At 35.9% G+C, this 16,630-nt stretch carries 15 protein-coding genes and 1 pseudogene; 7 read left to right on the top strand and 9 right to left on the bottom strand.

Annotated elements, in window-relative coordinates; all coding sequences use genetic code 11:
* Nucleotides 1-50: 50 nt before the first annotated feature.
* On the bottom strand, nt 51-635 hold the full coding sequence (locus QZ657_RS11040) for a hypothetical protein (protein ID WP_291966918.1): 585 nt from the start codon (nt 633-635) through the stop codon (nt 51-53).
* Nucleotides 636-850: 215 nt separating this feature from the next.
* On the opposite strand from QZ657_RS11040, the gene QZ657_RS11045 reads away from it, so the two are divergent.
* Nucleotides 851-1,723 carry an AraC family transcriptional regulator gene (locus tag QZ657_RS11045; protein ID WP_276472611.1) on the top strand — a complete coding sequence of 291 codons (873 nt, stop codon included), beginning with the start codon at nt 851-853 and terminating at the stop codon, nt 1,721-1,723.
* Nucleotides 1,724-1,878: 155 nt separating this feature from the next.
* Complete coding sequence (locus QZ657_RS11050; protein WP_291966920.1) at nt 1,879-2,157, top strand: TIGR03643 family protein; 279 nt, start codon at nt 1,879-1,881, stop codon at nt 2,155-2,157.
* A 12-nt stretch (nt 2,158-2,169) separates the two neighbouring features.
* Here the strand turns inward: QZ657_RS11050 and QZ657_RS11055 are convergent, their stop codons facing one another.
* On the bottom strand, nt 2,170-2,943 hold the full coding sequence (locus tag QZ657_RS11055; RefSeq protein WP_291966923.1) for a S1/P1 nuclease: 774 nt from the start codon (nt 2,941-2,943) through the stop codon (nt 2,170-2,172).
* A gap of 87 nt (nt 2,944-3,030) precedes the next feature.
* On the opposite strand from QZ657_RS11055, the gene QZ657_RS11060 reads away from it, so the two are divergent.
* The 5 genes from QZ657_RS11060 to QZ657_RS11080 all read left to right on the top strand — a co-directional run bounded on the left by QZ657_RS11060 (nt 3,031) and on the right by QZ657_RS11080 (nt 10,496).
* Nucleotides 3,031-5,292 (top strand): transglycosylase domain-containing protein, encoded by a 2,262-nt coding sequence (locus QZ657_RS11060; protein WP_291966925.1) that lies wholly within the window; start codon nt 3,031-3,033, stop codon nt 5,290-5,292.
* Nucleotides 5,293-5,405: 113 nt separating this feature from the next.
* Nucleotides 5,406-7,604: a DUF5916 domain-containing protein gene (locus QZ657_RS11065; RefSeq protein ID WP_291966927.1), complete on the top strand. Its 2,199-nt coding sequence runs from the start codon at nt 5,406-5,408 to the stop codon at nt 7,602-7,604.
* 1 nt (nt 7,605) lies between these two features.
* On the top strand, nt 7,606-8,409 hold the full coding sequence (locus QZ657_RS11070; protein WP_291966929.1) for an HAD family hydrolase: 804 nt from the start codon (nt 7,606-7,608) through the stop codon (nt 8,407-8,409).
* Nucleotides 8,410-8,443: 34 nt separating this feature from the next.
* Entirely contained in the window at nt 8,444-9,718 is a 1,275-nt protein-coding gene (locus QZ657_RS11075) for a DUF819 domain-containing protein (protein WP_291960643.1), read from the top strand.
* Between the two features lie 82 nt (nt 9,719-9,800).
* Entirely contained in the window at nt 9,801-10,496 is a 696-nt protein-coding gene (locus QZ657_RS11080; protein ID WP_291966931.1) for a DUF4369 domain-containing protein, read from the top strand.
* 75 nt (nt 10,497-10,571) lie between these two features.
* Here QZ657_RS11080 and QZ657_RS11085 read toward each other — a convergent pair whose 3' ends face one another.
* The 7 genes and pseudogenes from QZ657_RS11085 to QZ657_RS11115 form a co-directional block, all read right to left on the bottom strand.
* Nucleotides 10,572-10,841: a hypothetical protein gene (locus QZ657_RS11085; RefSeq protein ID WP_276472604.1), complete on the bottom strand. Its 270-nt coding sequence runs from the start codon at nt 10,839-10,841 to the stop codon at nt 10,572-10,574.
* 57 nt (nt 10,842-10,898) lie between these two features.
* Nucleotides 10,899-11,861, bottom strand: a complete 963-nt coding sequence (locus QZ657_RS11090) for a type I phosphomannose isomerase catalytic subunit (RefSeq protein ID WP_276472953.1) — start codon at nt 11,859-11,861, stop codon at nt 10,899-10,901.
* Between the two features lie 80 nt (nt 11,862-11,941).
* Nucleotides 11,942-12,349 (bottom strand): 6-pyruvoyl trahydropterin synthase family protein, encoded by a 408-nt coding sequence (locus tag QZ657_RS11095; RefSeq protein WP_291960638.1) that lies wholly within the window; start codon nt 12,347-12,349, stop codon nt 11,942-11,944.
* Between the two features lie 2 nt (nt 12,350-12,351).
* Complete coding sequence (gene idi, locus QZ657_RS11100) at nt 12,352-12,879, bottom strand: isopentenyl-diphosphate Delta-isomerase (RefSeq protein ID WP_291960636.1); 528 nt, start codon at nt 12,877-12,879, stop codon at nt 12,352-12,354.
* Nucleotides 12,880-12,937: 58 nt separating this feature from the next.
* Entirely contained in the window at nt 12,938-13,831 is an 894-nt protein-coding gene (locus QZ657_RS11105) for a type IX secretion system membrane protein PorP/SprF (RefSeq protein WP_291960712.1), read from the bottom strand.
* A 65-nt stretch (nt 13,832-13,896) separates the two neighbouring features.
* Entirely contained in the window at nt 13,897-15,918 is a 2,022-nt protein-coding gene (locus tag QZ657_RS11110) for a gliding motility-associated C-terminal domain-containing protein (RefSeq protein WP_291966933.1), read from the bottom strand.
* A gap of 32 nt (nt 15,919-15,950) precedes the next feature.
* Nucleotides 15,951-16,630, bottom strand: a pseudogene (locus tag QZ657_RS11115) (hypothetical protein); the annotation flags it as partial.

Genomic DNA, 16,630 nt, shown 5'->3' on the forward strand with positions numbered 1-16,630 from the left:
AAAAAAAAAGGGGACGCTCCCGTCCCCTTCTTAAATCAACTTAAATCAACTTAATTAACAACAAACTCTTCAGTATATGTCTTACCTGCTGACTTCACCGTTACAGTGTAAGTACCAGGGAAAGCATCTGTGAAATTGAATGCTTTCTCAACAATCAACTCATCTGCTACTTCTTGTGTAAATACTGTTCTACTTTCTGTATCGTAAATCTTGATAGACATGTCCGCTCTATCTAAGTTTAAATAGTTCATGAAGATCATGTTATCGGTCTTTCTAAAGAAAGGCTTGATTTCTTCATCAGATTCTACGATTTTCACATTATCGTTATCTAAAACAATTGTATATGAATATTCTGTCATATTATCATCGGCAGATAAGAAGTATACTCCATCTGTCAAATCTTTAAGATTTAATTTCTTGCTAAACTGACCTTCGGTCATTTTTTCTGAATAAATAACATTTAAATCAGAATCCATTAACTTAACCTGAACACCCTTAGTAGATGCATTCATAGTTAAAACCACACTCTTGGCTTTACCTGCAGATAATAGGTTTAATTTCGGCTCTCTTGCCATGCCTGCTACTGTAGCGAACATAAAGGCAACAACTGTTGTGAATTTTACTAGGTTTTTCATAATATAAATTATTTAAGGGTTAATGATAATTTACACTACAAACATACAGCCGTTGTAAAGCTCTTACTACATCATATTTTCCCAATTTATGTGCTATTTTAACCACCTTACATATCCATTATTACCCTATGGTTAAGATTCCACATATTTTGGTTAATTTTGTAAAGAACATAGAAATTAGAAGGTTTAATTTTATAGTATAATCCCCTAACGTCATGGTAAAACAGAAACCTACATTTGAAGCGATCAAACCAGATTTTGGTCATTCTTTCACCTATCAGAAGTTTGATGAACATAGATTGAACAAAAACAATCTATGGCATTACCACCCAGAACTTGAATTGGTATATGTTAACGGTGGATCTGGTAAAAGACAAATTGGTAGCCATGTATCTTATTACACAAACGGTGACCTTATATTAATAGGTAGTAATTTACCCCATTGTGGTTTTACGGACGCCCTTACCGGCAATACCAGTGAAACGGTGGTACAGATGAAGTCAGATTTTTTGGGGCCAGATTTCTTTAGCCTTCCTGAAATGAAAAAAATTCAAAGCTTGTTCAACAGTGCTAGTGGCGGAATTGCTTTTTCTGGAAAAACAAAAAGAAAAATAGGTGATAAGATGGAAGTGTTAGAATATCAGACAGATTTTCAAAGATTACTATCTATCCTTAATATATTAAATGAACTGGGCAATTCTGATGACATGCGATTATTGAATGCCGAAGGTTTTTCATTTACCACGGACGTAAAGGATAACGACCGTATCAACATCGTATTCAATCACGTAAAGAACAATTTCAAAGAAGAATTGACGCTAGAAGAGATATCCTCAATGGTAAGTATGACGATACCATCTTTCTGTAGGTACTTTAAAAAAATTACCAACAAGACATTTGTTCAGTTCGTTAATGAATATAGATTGGTGCATGCCTCTAAATTACTTGCAGAAAAGCCAATGAGTATTACAGAAGTATGTTTTGAATGCGGATTCAACAACTTTTCTCACTTTAACAAATCTTTCAAAGCATTTACAGGTCAAAATCCGTCAGAGTACAGAAATGAATTAAAGAACGTTTTAGTGTAATACTTATACCTTATATATAGAACTATATTTTTTTAAGAAACCGGATGGTGAAAAATCACCATCCGGTTTCTTTTTTCTTTCATTTCTTATTGAGCTACAAAAAAATGGATACGCAGTCTTTACATTTTATTATCATGTAGTACCTTTATATCGCTATGATAAAAGAATTTACAGAAAGAGAATTAGACCGTATTATTGAAATGGCATGGGAAGACCGTACACCATTTGAAGCCATTACTTTTCAATTTGGTATTAGCGAACAAGAGACTATTGAAGTCATGCGTCGCGAAATGAAACCAAGTAGTTTTAGAATGTGGCGTAAACGTGTACAAGGCCGCGCTACAAAACATGCCAAATTGCGATCAGATGAAACTGACAGGTTTAGATGTTCTAGACAAAGACACATCTCCAGTAATAAAATATCTAAACGTTAACAGTTGCGCTTATTATTTAAAGGTCTCGTTTAGAACGGCAGCTAACCTAACACCGCCTTTTTGCAATTGATCTTCAACAGTATGCCACCAGTCATAACTATAACGATAGCTTAACTTTTCACCTGGCTCAACAGAGGCATACACTTTTTCTGCCAATAAGTGAGATTCTTCTACCCAATCAAGTAAGCTTCCACTTTGTAGAAATTTAATCTGTTGTTTTGACATTTCAGGGTATTCCGTGGATAGTTCCGTAAAGCTCATTCCATTTTCATCGATCAAATTGGAATCCCATACTCTATGCAAATTGGTACCGTTACCAAACCATTGCAATTGAATATCGTTACCGCCTTTATCCTCTGCCCTGCCAACATGCATTGGTTGGTGCAGATCACCAATTAAATGTACCAAAAATTTTAAATAGAAGGCTTTATCTTCTTTACTACTGTTCTTATCCTTTATAACTTCAATACAAGTATTTACCCCTTGTACCAAATCACCATACTCGCTCTTTTCTATTTCTGCATAAGTCTTACCAAAAGGTATATTTACATAGTGCCAAGCGCTGAACTTACGGTATGCGCGATCAGATTTTATCTCATCACCAAAATTAGCTACTGCTGCCAAACTCTCCCCATCAAGCAAATTTTCAATTGCGCGTTTTGCCTTTTTACTCAAATGTTGTTCTGCAACTTCACCCACAACCCTATGCCCGGTCTTGGACCAGAACATATCATTTGCAAAAGTGAAATTAGACACCAAAAACAGTAAAATAATATACTTCATCATCATTAAAATTTTCTCAAAAATAGCACAACAAACTTTAAGGCATTGTTAAAACTTGGTAAGATTAAATTTATATCTGAACTTGCGGTTATGAAGAAGAAGACGAGAAAATCATCTAAAAGAAAAATTAGTATCCGTAAAGTAATTGGCATTGGTGTTTTGGGTCTATTTGCTTTGTTCATTTTGTTCATTGCCAGTATAAATATGGGCTTATGGGGACAAATACCTTCTAAAAAAGAACTTTCAAATTTTCAATATCAAAGGGCTTCTGAGGTTTTTACCGCAGATAGCGTATTGATCGGCAAGTACTACCTTTATGACAGACAACCTGTTTCTTATAAAGATTTTCCAGAACATTTAATACAGGCATTGATCGCTATAGAAGATGAACGTTTTTACGAGCACTCTGGCGTAGACCTTAGAAGTTTGTTAAGGGTAGGTTTTAAAACGGTTCTTCTAGGCGATAATTCTTCTGGTGGCGGTAGTACCCTAACCCAACAATTGGCAAAAAACCTATATCCCAGAAAAGAAAGGAATAAAACCAATATTGTGGTCAACAAAATCAAAGAAATGATCATTGCCAAAAGACTGGAGAAAATTTTTACGAAAGAAGAAATTATAACCAATTACCTAAACACGGTTTCTTTTGGTGACAACACCTTTGGTATTGAGAGTGCCGCACTTAAATTTTTTAATACTAGAACAAAAGATATAAGCGCCACTCAAGCCGCTACTTTAGTAGGTATGCTAAAAGCTACTTATGGGTACAACCCAAGAATATTTCCTGAAAAAAGTCTTGGTAGACGTAATCTGGTACTACGCGCCATGTATAACAATGATTTTATTTCTGAAGAACAGGTATCTAAATTTTCACAGGAAAAACTTGATCTTGATTTTAGGGATTTTGATTACAATGCCGGTATTGCCCCCTATTTTAGAGAAGAGGTCCGTAAAGAAATGCTGAACTGGATCAGTAAACAGAACAAAGCCGGTACCAATTATAACATCTACACTTCTGGACTAAAAATTTACACGACCTTAAACTATAAGATGCAAAAATTGGCAGAAGAGGCCATGGTAGAACATATGACCAAGTTGCAACATAGTTTTGAAAAAAGTTACGGTACCAATGCACCTTGGTTGAAGGATAAAAAATTGATGGAAAAAATAGCCAGACGTACTTCTGCTTACAAAAGATTACAAAAATCTGGACTGACTCATGAGCAGATAATTGATAGTCTATCTAAAGACAAACAAAAGAGAATTTTTAAATCTTGGCAAAGTGACGAAGAACAAATGGCAAGTACTATGGATAGTATTCAACACTATACCAAATTCTTAAATACAGGTTCACTAGCGGTAGACCCCACAAATGGTGACATCTTGGTATGGGTTGGTGGCATTAATTTTGAACAGTACAAGTATGACCATATTTCTCAAAGTAAACGCCAGGTTGGCTCTACGTTTAAACCTATTGTATATACCACAGCAATAGAACAAGGTGTTTCTCCTTGTACCTATTTCTCTGCAGAAGAAATTGAATATGATAATCTAAAAGGTTGGTCTCCTTCTAATTCTGGCAATAAAGATGAAGCATACCTCAACTACTCAATGGAAGAAGGGCTTAGCAACTCTATCAATACAATCGCTGTAAAAGTTTTAGAAAAAGCCGGTATTGAAAACGTAGTTGAGATGGCAAAAAAAATGGGCATTGAAGATAAGCTACCTAAAGAAGCATCCATTGCGTTAGGTACCGGTGAAATAAAAATTATAGATTTAGCGCAAGCATATACAAGTTACATTAATAATGGTAAGCATGTAAAACCTAAAATCATTAAAAGCATATCTAACCATAAAGACTCCGTTTTGGTTGAATTTAAGTCAGAATTGAACGAAAAAGCTGCTTTTTCTAAAAAAACCAGTGAAATTATGATTGAAATGATGAAATCTACGATTAATTCCGGTACGGCATCTAGATTAAGAAATACTTACGGACTCAAAAATGACATTGCCGGTAAAACTGGTACTACACAAAATAACAAAGATGCATGGTTTGTTGCCCTTACCCCAAAACTTGTACATATCAGTTGGGTAGGTCTTGATCAACATGAAATAGGTTTTAGCAATACAAGTATTGGGCAAGGTGCAAATGCAGCACTTCCTTTATTTGGGCTATGGATGAAAGAATTGAACAAAGACAGGGATTTTGACACCTATACCAAAGTCAATTTTAAAAAACCTTCTTTAGACGTACAAAAAGCATTGAATTGTGCCCCAGTTAAACGTGACGGATTTTTTAAACGCCTTTTTAAAAATCCGAATAAAAAGAAGAGTAAGGATTTTAAGGGTTAGTTATAGCCAAATTCAACACTGTATCCATATCAATTTAGCACCTAAAATTTAGTTTAGCATTTATTTAACAGAACAAAAACTTAAATTTGGTCAACTACCAAACTTTTACCGAAATGACCAAATACTTAGGTACACTTGTACTTATATTTTTTTTCTATTCTTTAAATGCTCAAATAGATGAAAAATCATTTAACGTTAAGAAGATAGCTGCAAAAATAACCCCAGATGGTGTTCTTGACGAACCAATTTGGACAGAGGCAGACCAAGCCGATCAATTTTGGCAATTCTTTCCCCTGGACACTGTACAGTCAAAAAAACAGACAGAAATTAAAATGCTGTACGATGAAATGAACCTATATGTAGGCATTATCGTTCATACCGCTGGTACAGATTATTCCATTCAATCACTTAAACGAGATTTTAGAGCAGGAAACAGTGATAACATCACCTTACTTTTTGATACGTTCAATGATGGCAACAATGCTTTCTTATTTGGAATAAACCCATACGGAGTACGTCGTGAAGGATTGGTTTCCGGCGGTGGTTTAAACTTAAATGGTTTTACTATTTCATGGGATGTAAAATGGCGCGGAGATTCTAAAATATATGATGATTATTATACCGCAGAAATGGTAATTCCCTTAACGGCCTTTAAATTTAAGGAAGGAGAAACAAAATGGCGATTCAATAGTTACAGATTTGATACACAGTCTAACGAGAATAGCACGTGGATGAACATCCCCCAAAACCAGAACATATATGGACTCACGTTTATGGGCGATATGGTTTTTGAAAAACCGTTAGGGAAATACCGCACTCCTCTTGCAGTCATACCTTATGTAAATTTCGGTTCTCAAAAAGACTTTGAGCTAAACGAGCCAGAAACTAAAATAAACTTTGGTGGAGATGCCAAGATCGCTATTGGCAATAGTATGAATTTAGATGTTACGGTAAACCCCGATTTTTCTCAAGTGGAAGCTGATGACCAGGTTACCAATTTAACACGTTTTGAAGTTTCGCTACCTGAAAAAAGGCAATTTTTTATTGATAACAGTGATTTGTTCGGAAGTTTCGGTGGTGGTAGAGATGCAAATCCGTTCTTCTCTAGACGAATAGGAATAGCCAAAGATACAGCGGACAATACCATAGAAAATAAAATTATTGGGGGCGTTAGATTAAGCGGTAAAATAAACAAAGGGCTACGATTAGGTTTTTTAAATCTACAGACCGCAGAAGATCTAGAAAAAAACATTGCGTCCAACAACAATACCATGCTGGCCCTTCAACAAAATGTTTTTGGCAGATCTAATATTGGTATGTTCTTCATCAATAGACAAACGTTCAAGGACTACGATTTTCAAGATGATGAAGATCGTTATAATAGGGTTGCCGGTATTGATTACAATTTAATATCCGATAATAATATTTGGAACGGTAAATTCTATTTGCACAAGTCTTTTGCCCATGATGCGGGCAAGGCTAATCTTTCATCAGGGGCATTTTTGCAATATAACTCTAGAAACTGGAACTTTTTTGAAGACATAGTCTACATTGGTGAAGACTTCAGGTCTGATCTTGGTTTTATACGTAGAACTGATATTTTTAAAACGGCCACTATGATAGAGCGTGTGTTCTGGCCTGAAGATAGTGCTTTGCAGAGCCATAGTTTTCAGTTTTTTCCAGTCTTGACCTGGAGTCCCGATAATGATTTTCTACACACAGATTATGACTTAAGAGGCTCATGGGAATCTAAGTTCAACGATCAGTCAGAAATCAACTTTTCCTATACACATTCGTATACCTATCTTTTTGATGAATTTGACCCAACAGGTTTAGATGACGCCGTACCGTTACCGGGCATGCTTGGATATCATTACAACTTTGTTTCCTTGGAATATCAATCAGATAGAAGAAAACGATTTGCTTATAGCATAGAGCCTACGGTAGGTAGCTTTTTCAATGGTGATAGATTGTCCGTAAGAGGTGAATTATCATTAAGATTTCAACCTAAGGTATTTTTGTCCTTAGCTATGAACTATGATAAAATATCCCTACCAGCTCCATACTCAAGTACAGATATTTGGCTAATAAGCCCTAAAATTGACGTTACCTTTAGTAAATCTATATTTTGGTCAACACTTGTACAATACAGTAATCAACGAGATAATTTAGGTTTTAACTCTAGGTTACAATGGCGTTTTACCCCGTTATCAGATTTATTCATAGTTTATAACGACAATTATTTTGTAAATTCTTTTGAACCTAAATATCGATCTATAAACCTAAAGCTCACCTACTGGTTAAATATCTAAAATGAAGTATAAAATTCTATGTTCAGATTTAGATGGCACGTTGCTTTCTTCTAAAAGTGATGTTTCTGAATTTGCTATTGAACAGATCAATAAAATAAAAGATGATACTAAAATCATTTTAGTTTCTGCAAGAATGCCAAGTGGCATGCGCTATATACAAGAGGACTTAGGCATTGCCGATCAACCTATAATTTGCTACAATGGCGCTTTGGTTATGTTAAACAATACAGTTTTAACCTCTGTGTTCATTCCTGTTACCACACTAATGGATATTTATGAACTATGTAAAGAACAACAAGCTGATTTAGGTTTATACTACAATAATGAATGGTATGTACCAAAAACCTCTTTACGTGTAGAGAAAGAAATAAAATACACAAAATCTAACCCTACCTTTCAAGATACCCATAGCACCTTAACTGATTGGGACCAACGAAATGTTGGCGCTCACAAGATCATGCTTATGTGCACCAAGAACAGTGCCGATGATTTAATGCCGGTTCTAAAGGAAAAGCTGGGAGGACATCTTAATCTGTATAGATCTAACGATACGCTAATTGAAATTGCCCCTAAGACGGTATCAAAACTATCTGCGATCAAACTACTTTTAGAAGCCAATGAATCCCTCACGGATATTATTGCCTTTGGCGATAACTATAATGATATTGAAATGCTTGAAAATGTAGGATGCGGTGTTGCCGTTGCCAATGCCAGAGCAGAAGTTAAAGAAATTTCAGATTACATCACATTAGAGAATACAGCAGATGGTGTAGCGAACTATATTGCCAAAAACTTGGTTAATTAACTATATTTGAACATACCAACTCACCAATACTTTTATGCCTTACCTATATGCACAACCCATAATTACTAATGATACGGTAGTTTTTGGACTCTTGGCACTATGCCTAGGGTTCATCTTTTATACTTCTAGCCTAAAAACCGGATTTTGGAGTAAATTCTACTCCATTGTTCCAGCGGTTCTTATGTGCTATTTACTACCGGCTATTTTGACCAGTACCGGAATTGTTTCTGATGAGATTTCCAATTTATACTTTATGGCAAGTAGGTACTTACTACCTGCGGCACTCGTTCTCATGACATTGAGTATTGATATTAAAGCCATATCAAATTTGGGCTCTAAAGCTCTCATCATGTTTTTAACAGGCAGTGCCGGCATAATTATAGGTGGACCAATTGCTATACTGATTGTTTCAATATTCTCTCCGGATACCGTGGGCGGAAATGATTTTGATGCTATTTGGAGGGGGCTATCCACTATAGCAGGTAGTTGGATCGGTGGCGGTGCCAACCAGGCGGCAATGTTAGAGATTTTTCAATACAATCCTGAAAAATATGGTGGTATGGTATTGATAGATATTGTAGTTGCAAATGTGTGGATGGCCATTGTACTTTTAGGAGTTGGTAGAACAAAAAAAATTGACGCATGGTTAAAAGCAGATACCTCGGCCATTGAAACTTTAAAAATAAAAGTGACCGAATTTACCGAGAAAATTACTCGGGTTCCAACTTTGAACGATTATATGATTATGCTAGCCTTAGCTTTTACCGCTGTTGGGATAGCTCATTTTTTCGGCGACCATATAAGTACTTATTTAAAAGGTAGTTTTGACGCTGTTAGCGATAAAAAGAGTTTTCTATCCTTCTTAGGCTCTGCATTCTTTTGGATGGTAGTTATCGCTACAGGTTTGGGCATAGCGTTATCCTTCACTAAAGCTAAAAATTATGAAGGTGCAGGTGCCAGTAAAATTGGCGGCATGTTTATTTATATTCTGGTTGCTACAATTGGTATGAAAATGGACCTGAACAAAGTACTTGAAAACCCTGGATTAATTGCTGTTGGCTTTATCTGGATTGCCATTCACGCTGGATTGATGATATTGGTAGCCAAACTTATAAGAGCACCTTATTTCTTTTTAGCTGTGGGTAGTCAGGCAAATGTTGGTGGTGCCGCCTCTGCCCCAGTAGTAGCTGCGGAATTTCATCCGTCATTAACTTCGGTCGGTGTGCTATTAGCTGTTCTTGGTTATGTTGTAGGTACCGGTGGCGCTTTACTTTGCGCCTATTTGATGGAAGTTGCATCGAGTTTGTAACCACACATATTTACTAACAAAATAAAGAGTTGGCGTTCTTTATTATCAAATTTTATAGATATTTGCGCCCTAAATTATAATAATGAAGAAAATATTATTTGTTGTTGCCGCACTTTTGGCATTAAGCTCATGTGGCGACAATGCAGAAGAAACTATGATTGTAAGCGGTAAAATAAAAGGATTGAAAAAAGGTACCCTTTATTTGCAACATGTACCGGACTCAGTTCTAATTACTGTTGATTCCCTTACTATTAACGGAGATGGAAATTTTTCTTTTGAGACCAAATTAACAAGTCCTGAGATATTTTATCTATACCTTGACAAAAAGGATAATAACGATATTAACGATCGCATTACATTCTTTGCCGAACCTGGACCTATTACTATCAATACTGATTGGAATACTTTTGATACTACTGCAAAGATTACTGGTTCTACAACTCATGAAAAACTTGAGGAATACAAAAAACACATGAGCAACATCAACAAAAAGAATGTTGAAATTATGATGAATGCAGCACAACCTAATGGTGAGTTAAGCCAGATAAGTATTGATTCATTAACGAATATCAGTAATAGAAATACACAAAGAGGTTATGCATTTGCAATCAACTTTGCGCTTAACAACAAATCTTCATTTATAGCGCCGTACATTGCATTAAAAGAAATACCAGATGCCAACGTCAAATACTTAGATTCAATTTACAGTGTACTATCACCAGAGGTAGCTGAATCTAAATATGGTAAGGAATTAGCTGAACTTTTGAAAAAAAATTAGAACCATACTAATTGTTCAAAATAAAAAAGCATCCTAATAAATTAGGATGCTTTTTTATTTTAAGATAGTCTCCAATTAAGCTAACTTATTCAAGTCTTCTACCAATTTAGTTGCTTTAGTTTCCAACTCTTTTCTAACTTCTTTGAAATGTGCTTTCTTGTTCTCAACATCATTCTTGTTGATTTTAGCGACCAACTCGTCAAAAGTTACAATTGCTTCATCTATAATGGCAGACCCCTCTTTTGAGTGTGTAGTACCGTTAGTAGCCTCAACTATATAAACTCCTTCTATAATGTCACCAAGAACATTATTAATATCTTTTTTTAAATTTTTAATACTTGCCATCTCTAATTATTTTTTGCAAAAATACGATTTTTGAACTGCCGTATCGTTAATTAGAACTTAAATAGTAACTTCTAATAATTTAGCACCGGTTGACTGTAAGGAAATTTTTTGGGTTGAAGCTGGTAACAAAGCTGTTTCTCCACTTTTAATAGACACTTCACCCTCTGCAGTACTAATTTTGGTTTCTCCACCAACGCACATAAAAATTGTAAATGAATCGCGTTGTGCCGTATCTAAATCTAAATTATCGGTAAGCTCAATGAAGTTTGTTTTAAAATATGGACAATCTACCATAGTATTTACCTCATTCTTATTATGACCGTATTCAACTTTAAAATCATCTTTCTTTTCATAATCTACAGCATCTAACGCCAACTCTGTATGCAGTTCACGAAGATTACCTTCTTTATCTTTTCGGTTGAAGTCAAAAACACGATACGTAACATCAGATGTCTGTTGTATTTCCGCCAACATCACCCCTGCTCCTATTGCATGAATTTTACCCGTATTTATAAAGAACGTATCCCCTTCTTTAACTTGCTCATAATTAAGAAGATCAAGCAAGGTATCATTAGCAACACTTTCAGCATATTCTTCTTTGGTAACATCTTTATTAAAACCTACGATCAACTCTGCATTAGGATCGGCATCCATAATATACCACATTTCTGTCTTTCCAAATGAATTATGACGTTCTTTGGCCAGAGCATCATTTGGGTGTAGTTGTATGGATAAGTCTTGCTTTGCATCAATAAACTTTATTAAGATCGGAAATTCTTTTCCAAAACGCTCTACAACACTCTTACCTAACAATTCTTCTGCATTAGAATCTATTAGTTCTTGAAGAGATTTGCCCTCTAAACTACCGTTTGCAACTACAGAAATATCACCTTTTACGGTAGACAACTCCCAACTTTCGCCGGTAATATCACTTTCAATTGGTTTTCCAAAAACCTCTTTTAGCTTGGTACCGCCCCAAAGTCTTTCTTTTAAAATGGGCCTAAATTTTAAAGGATGTATCATTCTATATTTTTAAGTTGATCTATTTAATAACTATTATAACGTTGAATTAAAAAAAATCTTACAATTAACTTTAAAAACTATCCTGAGAACGTAACGTAATTTCTTGGCGTTTCAAAAAGAACCACTTCAAGTTCATGGGTATCTTGAATATTTGGCCTTAACCTTTTCCATATAACCACAGCTATATTCTCTGCCGTAGGGTTTAAGGTTTTAAACTCCTCTACTTCAATGTTTAAGTTTTTATGGTCCAAATAGTCTTCAATCTCTTCTTTGATCAAATCTTTTAACACCTTCATATCCATTACAAAACCTGTTTCCGGATCTATTTCTCCTGTAACACTTACAATCATTTCATAATTGTGGCCATGAAAATTAGGATTATTGCATTTACCAAAAACTTCTGTATTCTTAGTGTCTTCCCAGTCTTTTCTATACAAACGATGGGCTGCATTAAAATGTGCCTTTCTACTTACCTTAACTTTCATCTCTATGCCGGTGTGTTAAATAAATGTTCGTAAAATTTGTCAAAGATTATCTTAAACCAAGCTGTATAAGCATTAGGATTATTGGAGATATCTTCTTTAATGGATTCAGGAGACATCCATTTCCATGCCTCTACCTCTTCAATATTAATATTTGGCTCAGCGTTGTAAGTACCTATCATGACATGATCTAGTTCGTGCTCAGTTAAACCGTTATCAAAAGGAGCCTTGTAAATGAAAGAAAACAGTTCTTTTAATTCGGCCTGAAAACCCATTTCTTCTTGTAGTCTACGCTTGCCAGCTTCAATATTGGTCTCTCCTACTCGCTGGTGACTACAGCAGGTGTTTGTCCATAATAATGGTGAATGATATTTGGATGCCGCACGTTGTTGCAGCATAATATCGCCATTGTCGTTCGTTATAAAAACGGAAAAAGCCCTATGTAAAACTGCCTTTTCATGGGCTTCCATTTTAGCCATAGTGCCTATTTGCTCATTATTTTCATTTACGAGAATTACCTGTTCTTCCTTCATAAGGTAAAAATAAGGCGTTTTAGGTATTTAACGTAAAGAAGAATATAAAAAGATAAATCTAGAAGAAACGAGGCGATTTTAAGTTGTTCTTGGTCATAATAAAATCATATCTAAAAATAACTTCGAACGATCCATTATTAAAAGCCGTATTACCAAGATCGGTAGTTTCTTTGTCATACGCTATACCAATTAAAAACTTATTAGATACGTTAAAACCTGCCATACCACTAAATGCGGCATCCCACCTGTAGGCCGCTCCCAAAATGAATTTTTCATTTAGCATAAAATTTGCAGATAGATCTACCTGTAAAGGTGCCCCTTGAACAGCCTTGGTAAGTAAGGCCGGCTTAAATTTTAAGGACTCGTTTAAATCCCAAACGTAACCAGTTATTAAATAAAGGTTCATTTGTTCTTTGGCCGTAGATAGGTTAGTTTCCTGAAAATGCGTTGTTTCCAAAAATCTAGGTACAGACAACCCAACATAGAATTTATTGGTATGATAATACACCCCGGCGCCAATATTTGGCGAAAGCCTATTATCTATATCTTGTTGTAAAGTAGGGTCTGTGGTATATTGATTTAGCTCTGAAAACCTGATATCCAATAAATTGGCACTGGCCTTTAAACCAAAACTTAATCTACCTTCAGTAGATGTCCAAACCGTATACGAGAAATCAATATCAAAATTGGTTTCTGACGTAGGACCTATTTCATCATTTACTATTGAAAGTCCTAAACCTACACCCCTATAACCAATTGGGGAATGTACATTAAAAGTCTGTGTAGTAGGCGCCCCATCTAATCCTACCCATTGAGACCTATGCAAAGCACCTAAACTGATATGTCCTCTAGATCCGGCATATGCAGGATTGACACTTATGGTGTTATACATATACTGGGTATACTGTGCATCTTGCTGACCATAGGCAAACAACCCAAAACATAATGCCATAACGACAACAACTTGTTTTAGAAAATTCTTTTTAAGTATGGTTATATATGTTTTCAACATTCTTATTATCTATTTATATATATGTAACCAGACAGGGTTTCTGTTTCTCCGTTCGGTAATTCATAATCTAGAATATAGAAATATGTACCTACTGGTAATTTACTGTCCATGTCAACGGTTACCCTACCTTCAGATGTTCCATCAAAGACATTGCCTTCTGTATCATATGCTTTTGTCATATACACCGCTACACCCCATCTGTTAAAGATTTTCAATGTATTGTTAGGGTAATTCTGTAAGCCGTCTATTCTTAGAACATCATGAATGCCATCACCGTTAGGTGTAATAACGTTGAAAACTTCTATTTCTTCTTCTAGCTGACCTAAATCTGAATCTAAATAATTAGGTATACCATCATCATCAGAATCATCATCAACGTAATCTCCGTTAAGGTTGATATCTTCATCACGAGTTTCTATACCATCATCGTCATCATCGGTATCCCTATAATCAGATTCCTCATCACCATCGGTATTTGGAAGCTGCGTGTAAGGATCATCAATTTCATCATTGACATCCGTATCAACCGAAATTGCACCTTCATAACCATCATCCAATCCGTCATTATCCTTATCCGAACCAATCATAACAACATCTGCAATACCATCATGATCATGATCATGAGCTTCAATAGCATCCAGTACGTTATCATTATCACTATCCTCATCTAAATAATCAGGTAGGTTATCTCCGTCCGTATCTACAGGGAACAATCCAGTTAAACCATTAGCTTCATACGCATCATCTAACCCGTTGGTATTCGCATCGATCCCTGAAGGCGGAATATAATCTGCCGTAGCCTGAGCCTCAACATTATCAGGTATACCATCGCCATCTGCATCAATATCCAAATAATCTGGGAAGCCGTCTCCATCAGAATCTGTTGGGTCGGTAGACGGATCATTATCGCCATCTAAGTTCAAATCTTCAAAACTATCAACGATACCATCATCATCACTATCCAAATCAACACCTAACGGATTAATAAGAATTGTTATGGTCGATGTACTACAGTTGCCCACTGTATCGCACACGGTATAATCAAAAGTATCTGTGCCTAAGTAATTATTGTTAGAGAAGTATGTTGGAATATCATCGGATGGATCATTTGGTGTACCATTATCATCAACAGTAACCGAGCCATTGATTGGTTGTGTTACGCTAAACGTACCCTCTGTAGGTAAATCATTATCATTTACTTGCCATGTATTAATAGCTGTAATTGCATTGATATCTATAGCAATAGAGTCATCGTTAGTATCTAATATTGGTAATACCTCTATTGTAACCGTAGCTGTACTACAATCTCCGTAGGCATTGCAAATCGTATAATCGAAAGTGTCTGTACCATTGAAATCTACATCTGGAGTGTAGGTGACAATATCATCCATAGGATTGTTTGGTGTACCACCGTCATCAATGGTTACCGAACCATTTGCCGGATCTGTAGTTGTCAGAGCCCCTACATCCGGTAAATCGGCATCATTACCATAAATATCTATAATTACTGGTACTTCCTCATCCGTAGATACCAAATCATCTTCTAAATCTGCAGCCTCAGGCAAACATACTACCGTAAAATTTGGTAGGCTAAACGTATTACCCGCCTTTGTTACCATTGCCGTATATCTTACAACGGCATCTGTAGCAATGACCATGGGACTTAATTGATCACCTGGTAATGGCGGACTCCAACTTACCGAAGCTGTGCTTGGTACGTTAGAAGTGATATCCATAGTTACTTCATTGTCTGGATTATTACAATCTGTTACAATAAAATACCCTGTTGCATTAGAGCCACATAAGGTACCGTCATAGGTTGCAAAGTAAATACCCGGTTGGGTGACTTCGTAAAAAGAATCGGTACCGAGGACCGTTGCCGTGTCCGAAGCTTCATACCAACGAAAATTGTTTTGATCACTGTCCGTAGGTGCCTGAAGCAAAAACTGGGCGTTAGATACCAATACCCCCAGTATCGTAGTAACGATACTGAGAAATATGTTTTTATATATATGTGTTTTTTTCAAATCGATTTGGAATCTATGCTTCAATTAGCTAATTATTGTGCTACAAAAACTACGTTAATCAATGTATTATAATCTGTTGGTACTGCAATAACATCATACTGCATAACACCTGTTGCACTAACCGATACATTGGCAAATACCGTAGGATCATAATACGTAACATAGTAGTATAATTCAGTATTTGCATATGTAGGTATTGCTGCTGGAGCACCTGCACTACGTACATCAGGAGTACCATATTGTGTTATATACTCTGCATGTAAATCAATTGTTCTACCAGTACCTGTTGTTGCCACATCTACCTCTATAGAAGGGGGATAAAAAATATCAGGTCTTGTATTGGCAATTAAATATGGATCAGCTGATGTACCAGTACCACTTACACTAATATCTGTGTCTGGCGCAGCTTCTACAATCGTTTCTGCACCGTTTGCTGTTGGTACAGATAAGTTATAATTAATATCCGTTTGTGTCACTGTTACCGAACCATCTGTTGACGTAATTGTCTGTATTTCATTATTTGGACTATTATCCGCATCATCTACATTATCCACTCCATCGTTGTCTACAGTAATAGTTCCGCCATCAGCTAAACCAATCGTAGATGTTCCATCGCCATTATCTGTAATGGTAGATGCTTGGAATTGTACCGGCGTTCCATTCTCTGAGGTATACGTAAAGCTACCATCTCCATTATTTACTAAAGTTGTTA

The sequence above is a fragment of the Maribacter sp. genome (assembly GCA_020629415.1).
In the GTDB taxonomy this organism is placed as follows: Bacteria; Bacteroidota; Bacteroidia; order Flavobacteriales; family Flavobacteriaceae; genus Maribacter; species Maribacter huludaoensis.

What these genes read in the sequence shown, in the direction of transcription:
- QZ657_RS11050 (WP_291966920.1), top strand. Translation starts at nt 1,879, where the DNA reads ATGATAAAAGAATTTACAGAAAGAGAATTAGACCGTATTATTGAAATG.
- QZ657_RS11060 (WP_291966925.1), top strand. Translation starts at nt 3,031, where the DNA reads ATGAAGAAGAAGACGAGAAAATCATCTAAAAGAAAAATTAGTATCCGT.
- QZ657_RS11080 (WP_291966931.1), top strand. Translation starts at nt 9,801, where the DNA reads ATGAAGAAAATATTATTTGTTGTTGCCGCACTTTTGGCATTAAGCTCA.
- QZ657_RS11095 (WP_291960638.1), bottom strand. Translation starts at nt 12,349, where the DNA reads ATGAAAGTTAAGGTAAGTAGAAAGGCACATTTTAATGCAGCCCATCGT.
- idi (WP_291960636.1), bottom strand. Translation starts at nt 12,879, where the DNA reads ATGAAGGAAGAACAGGTAATTCTCGTAAATGAAAATAATGAGCAAATA.
- QZ657_RS11045 (WP_276472611.1), top strand. Translation starts at nt 851, where the DNA reads ATGGTAAAACAGAAACCTACATTTGAAGCGATCAAACCAGATTTTGGT.
- QZ657_RS11065 (WP_291966927.1), top strand. Translation starts at nt 5,406, where the DNA reads ATGACCAAATACTTAGGTACACTTGTACTTATATTTTTTTTCTATTCT.
- QZ657_RS11085 (WP_276472604.1), bottom strand. Translation starts at nt 10,841, where the DNA reads ATGGCAAGTATTAAAAATTTAAAAAAAGATATTAATAATGTTCTTGGT.
- QZ657_RS11040 (WP_291966918.1), bottom strand. Translation starts at nt 635, where the DNA reads ATGAAAAACCTAGTAAAATTCACAACAGTTGTTGCCTTTATGTTCGCT.
- QZ657_RS11105 (WP_291960712.1), bottom strand. Translation starts at nt 13,831, where the DNA reads ATGGCATTATGTTTTGGGTTGTTTGCCTATGGTCAGCAAGATGCACAG.
- QZ657_RS11070 (WP_291966929.1), top strand. Translation starts at nt 7,606, where the DNA reads ATGAAGTATAAAATTCTATGTTCAGATTTAGATGGCACGTTGCTTTCT.
- QZ657_RS11055 (WP_291966923.1), bottom strand. Translation starts at nt 2,943, where the DNA reads ATGATGAAGTATATTATTTTACTGTTTTTGGTGTCTAATTTCACTTTT.
- QZ657_RS11075 (WP_291960643.1), top strand. Translation starts at nt 8,444, where the DNA reads ATGCCTTACCTATATGCACAACCCATAATTACTAATGATACGGTAGTT.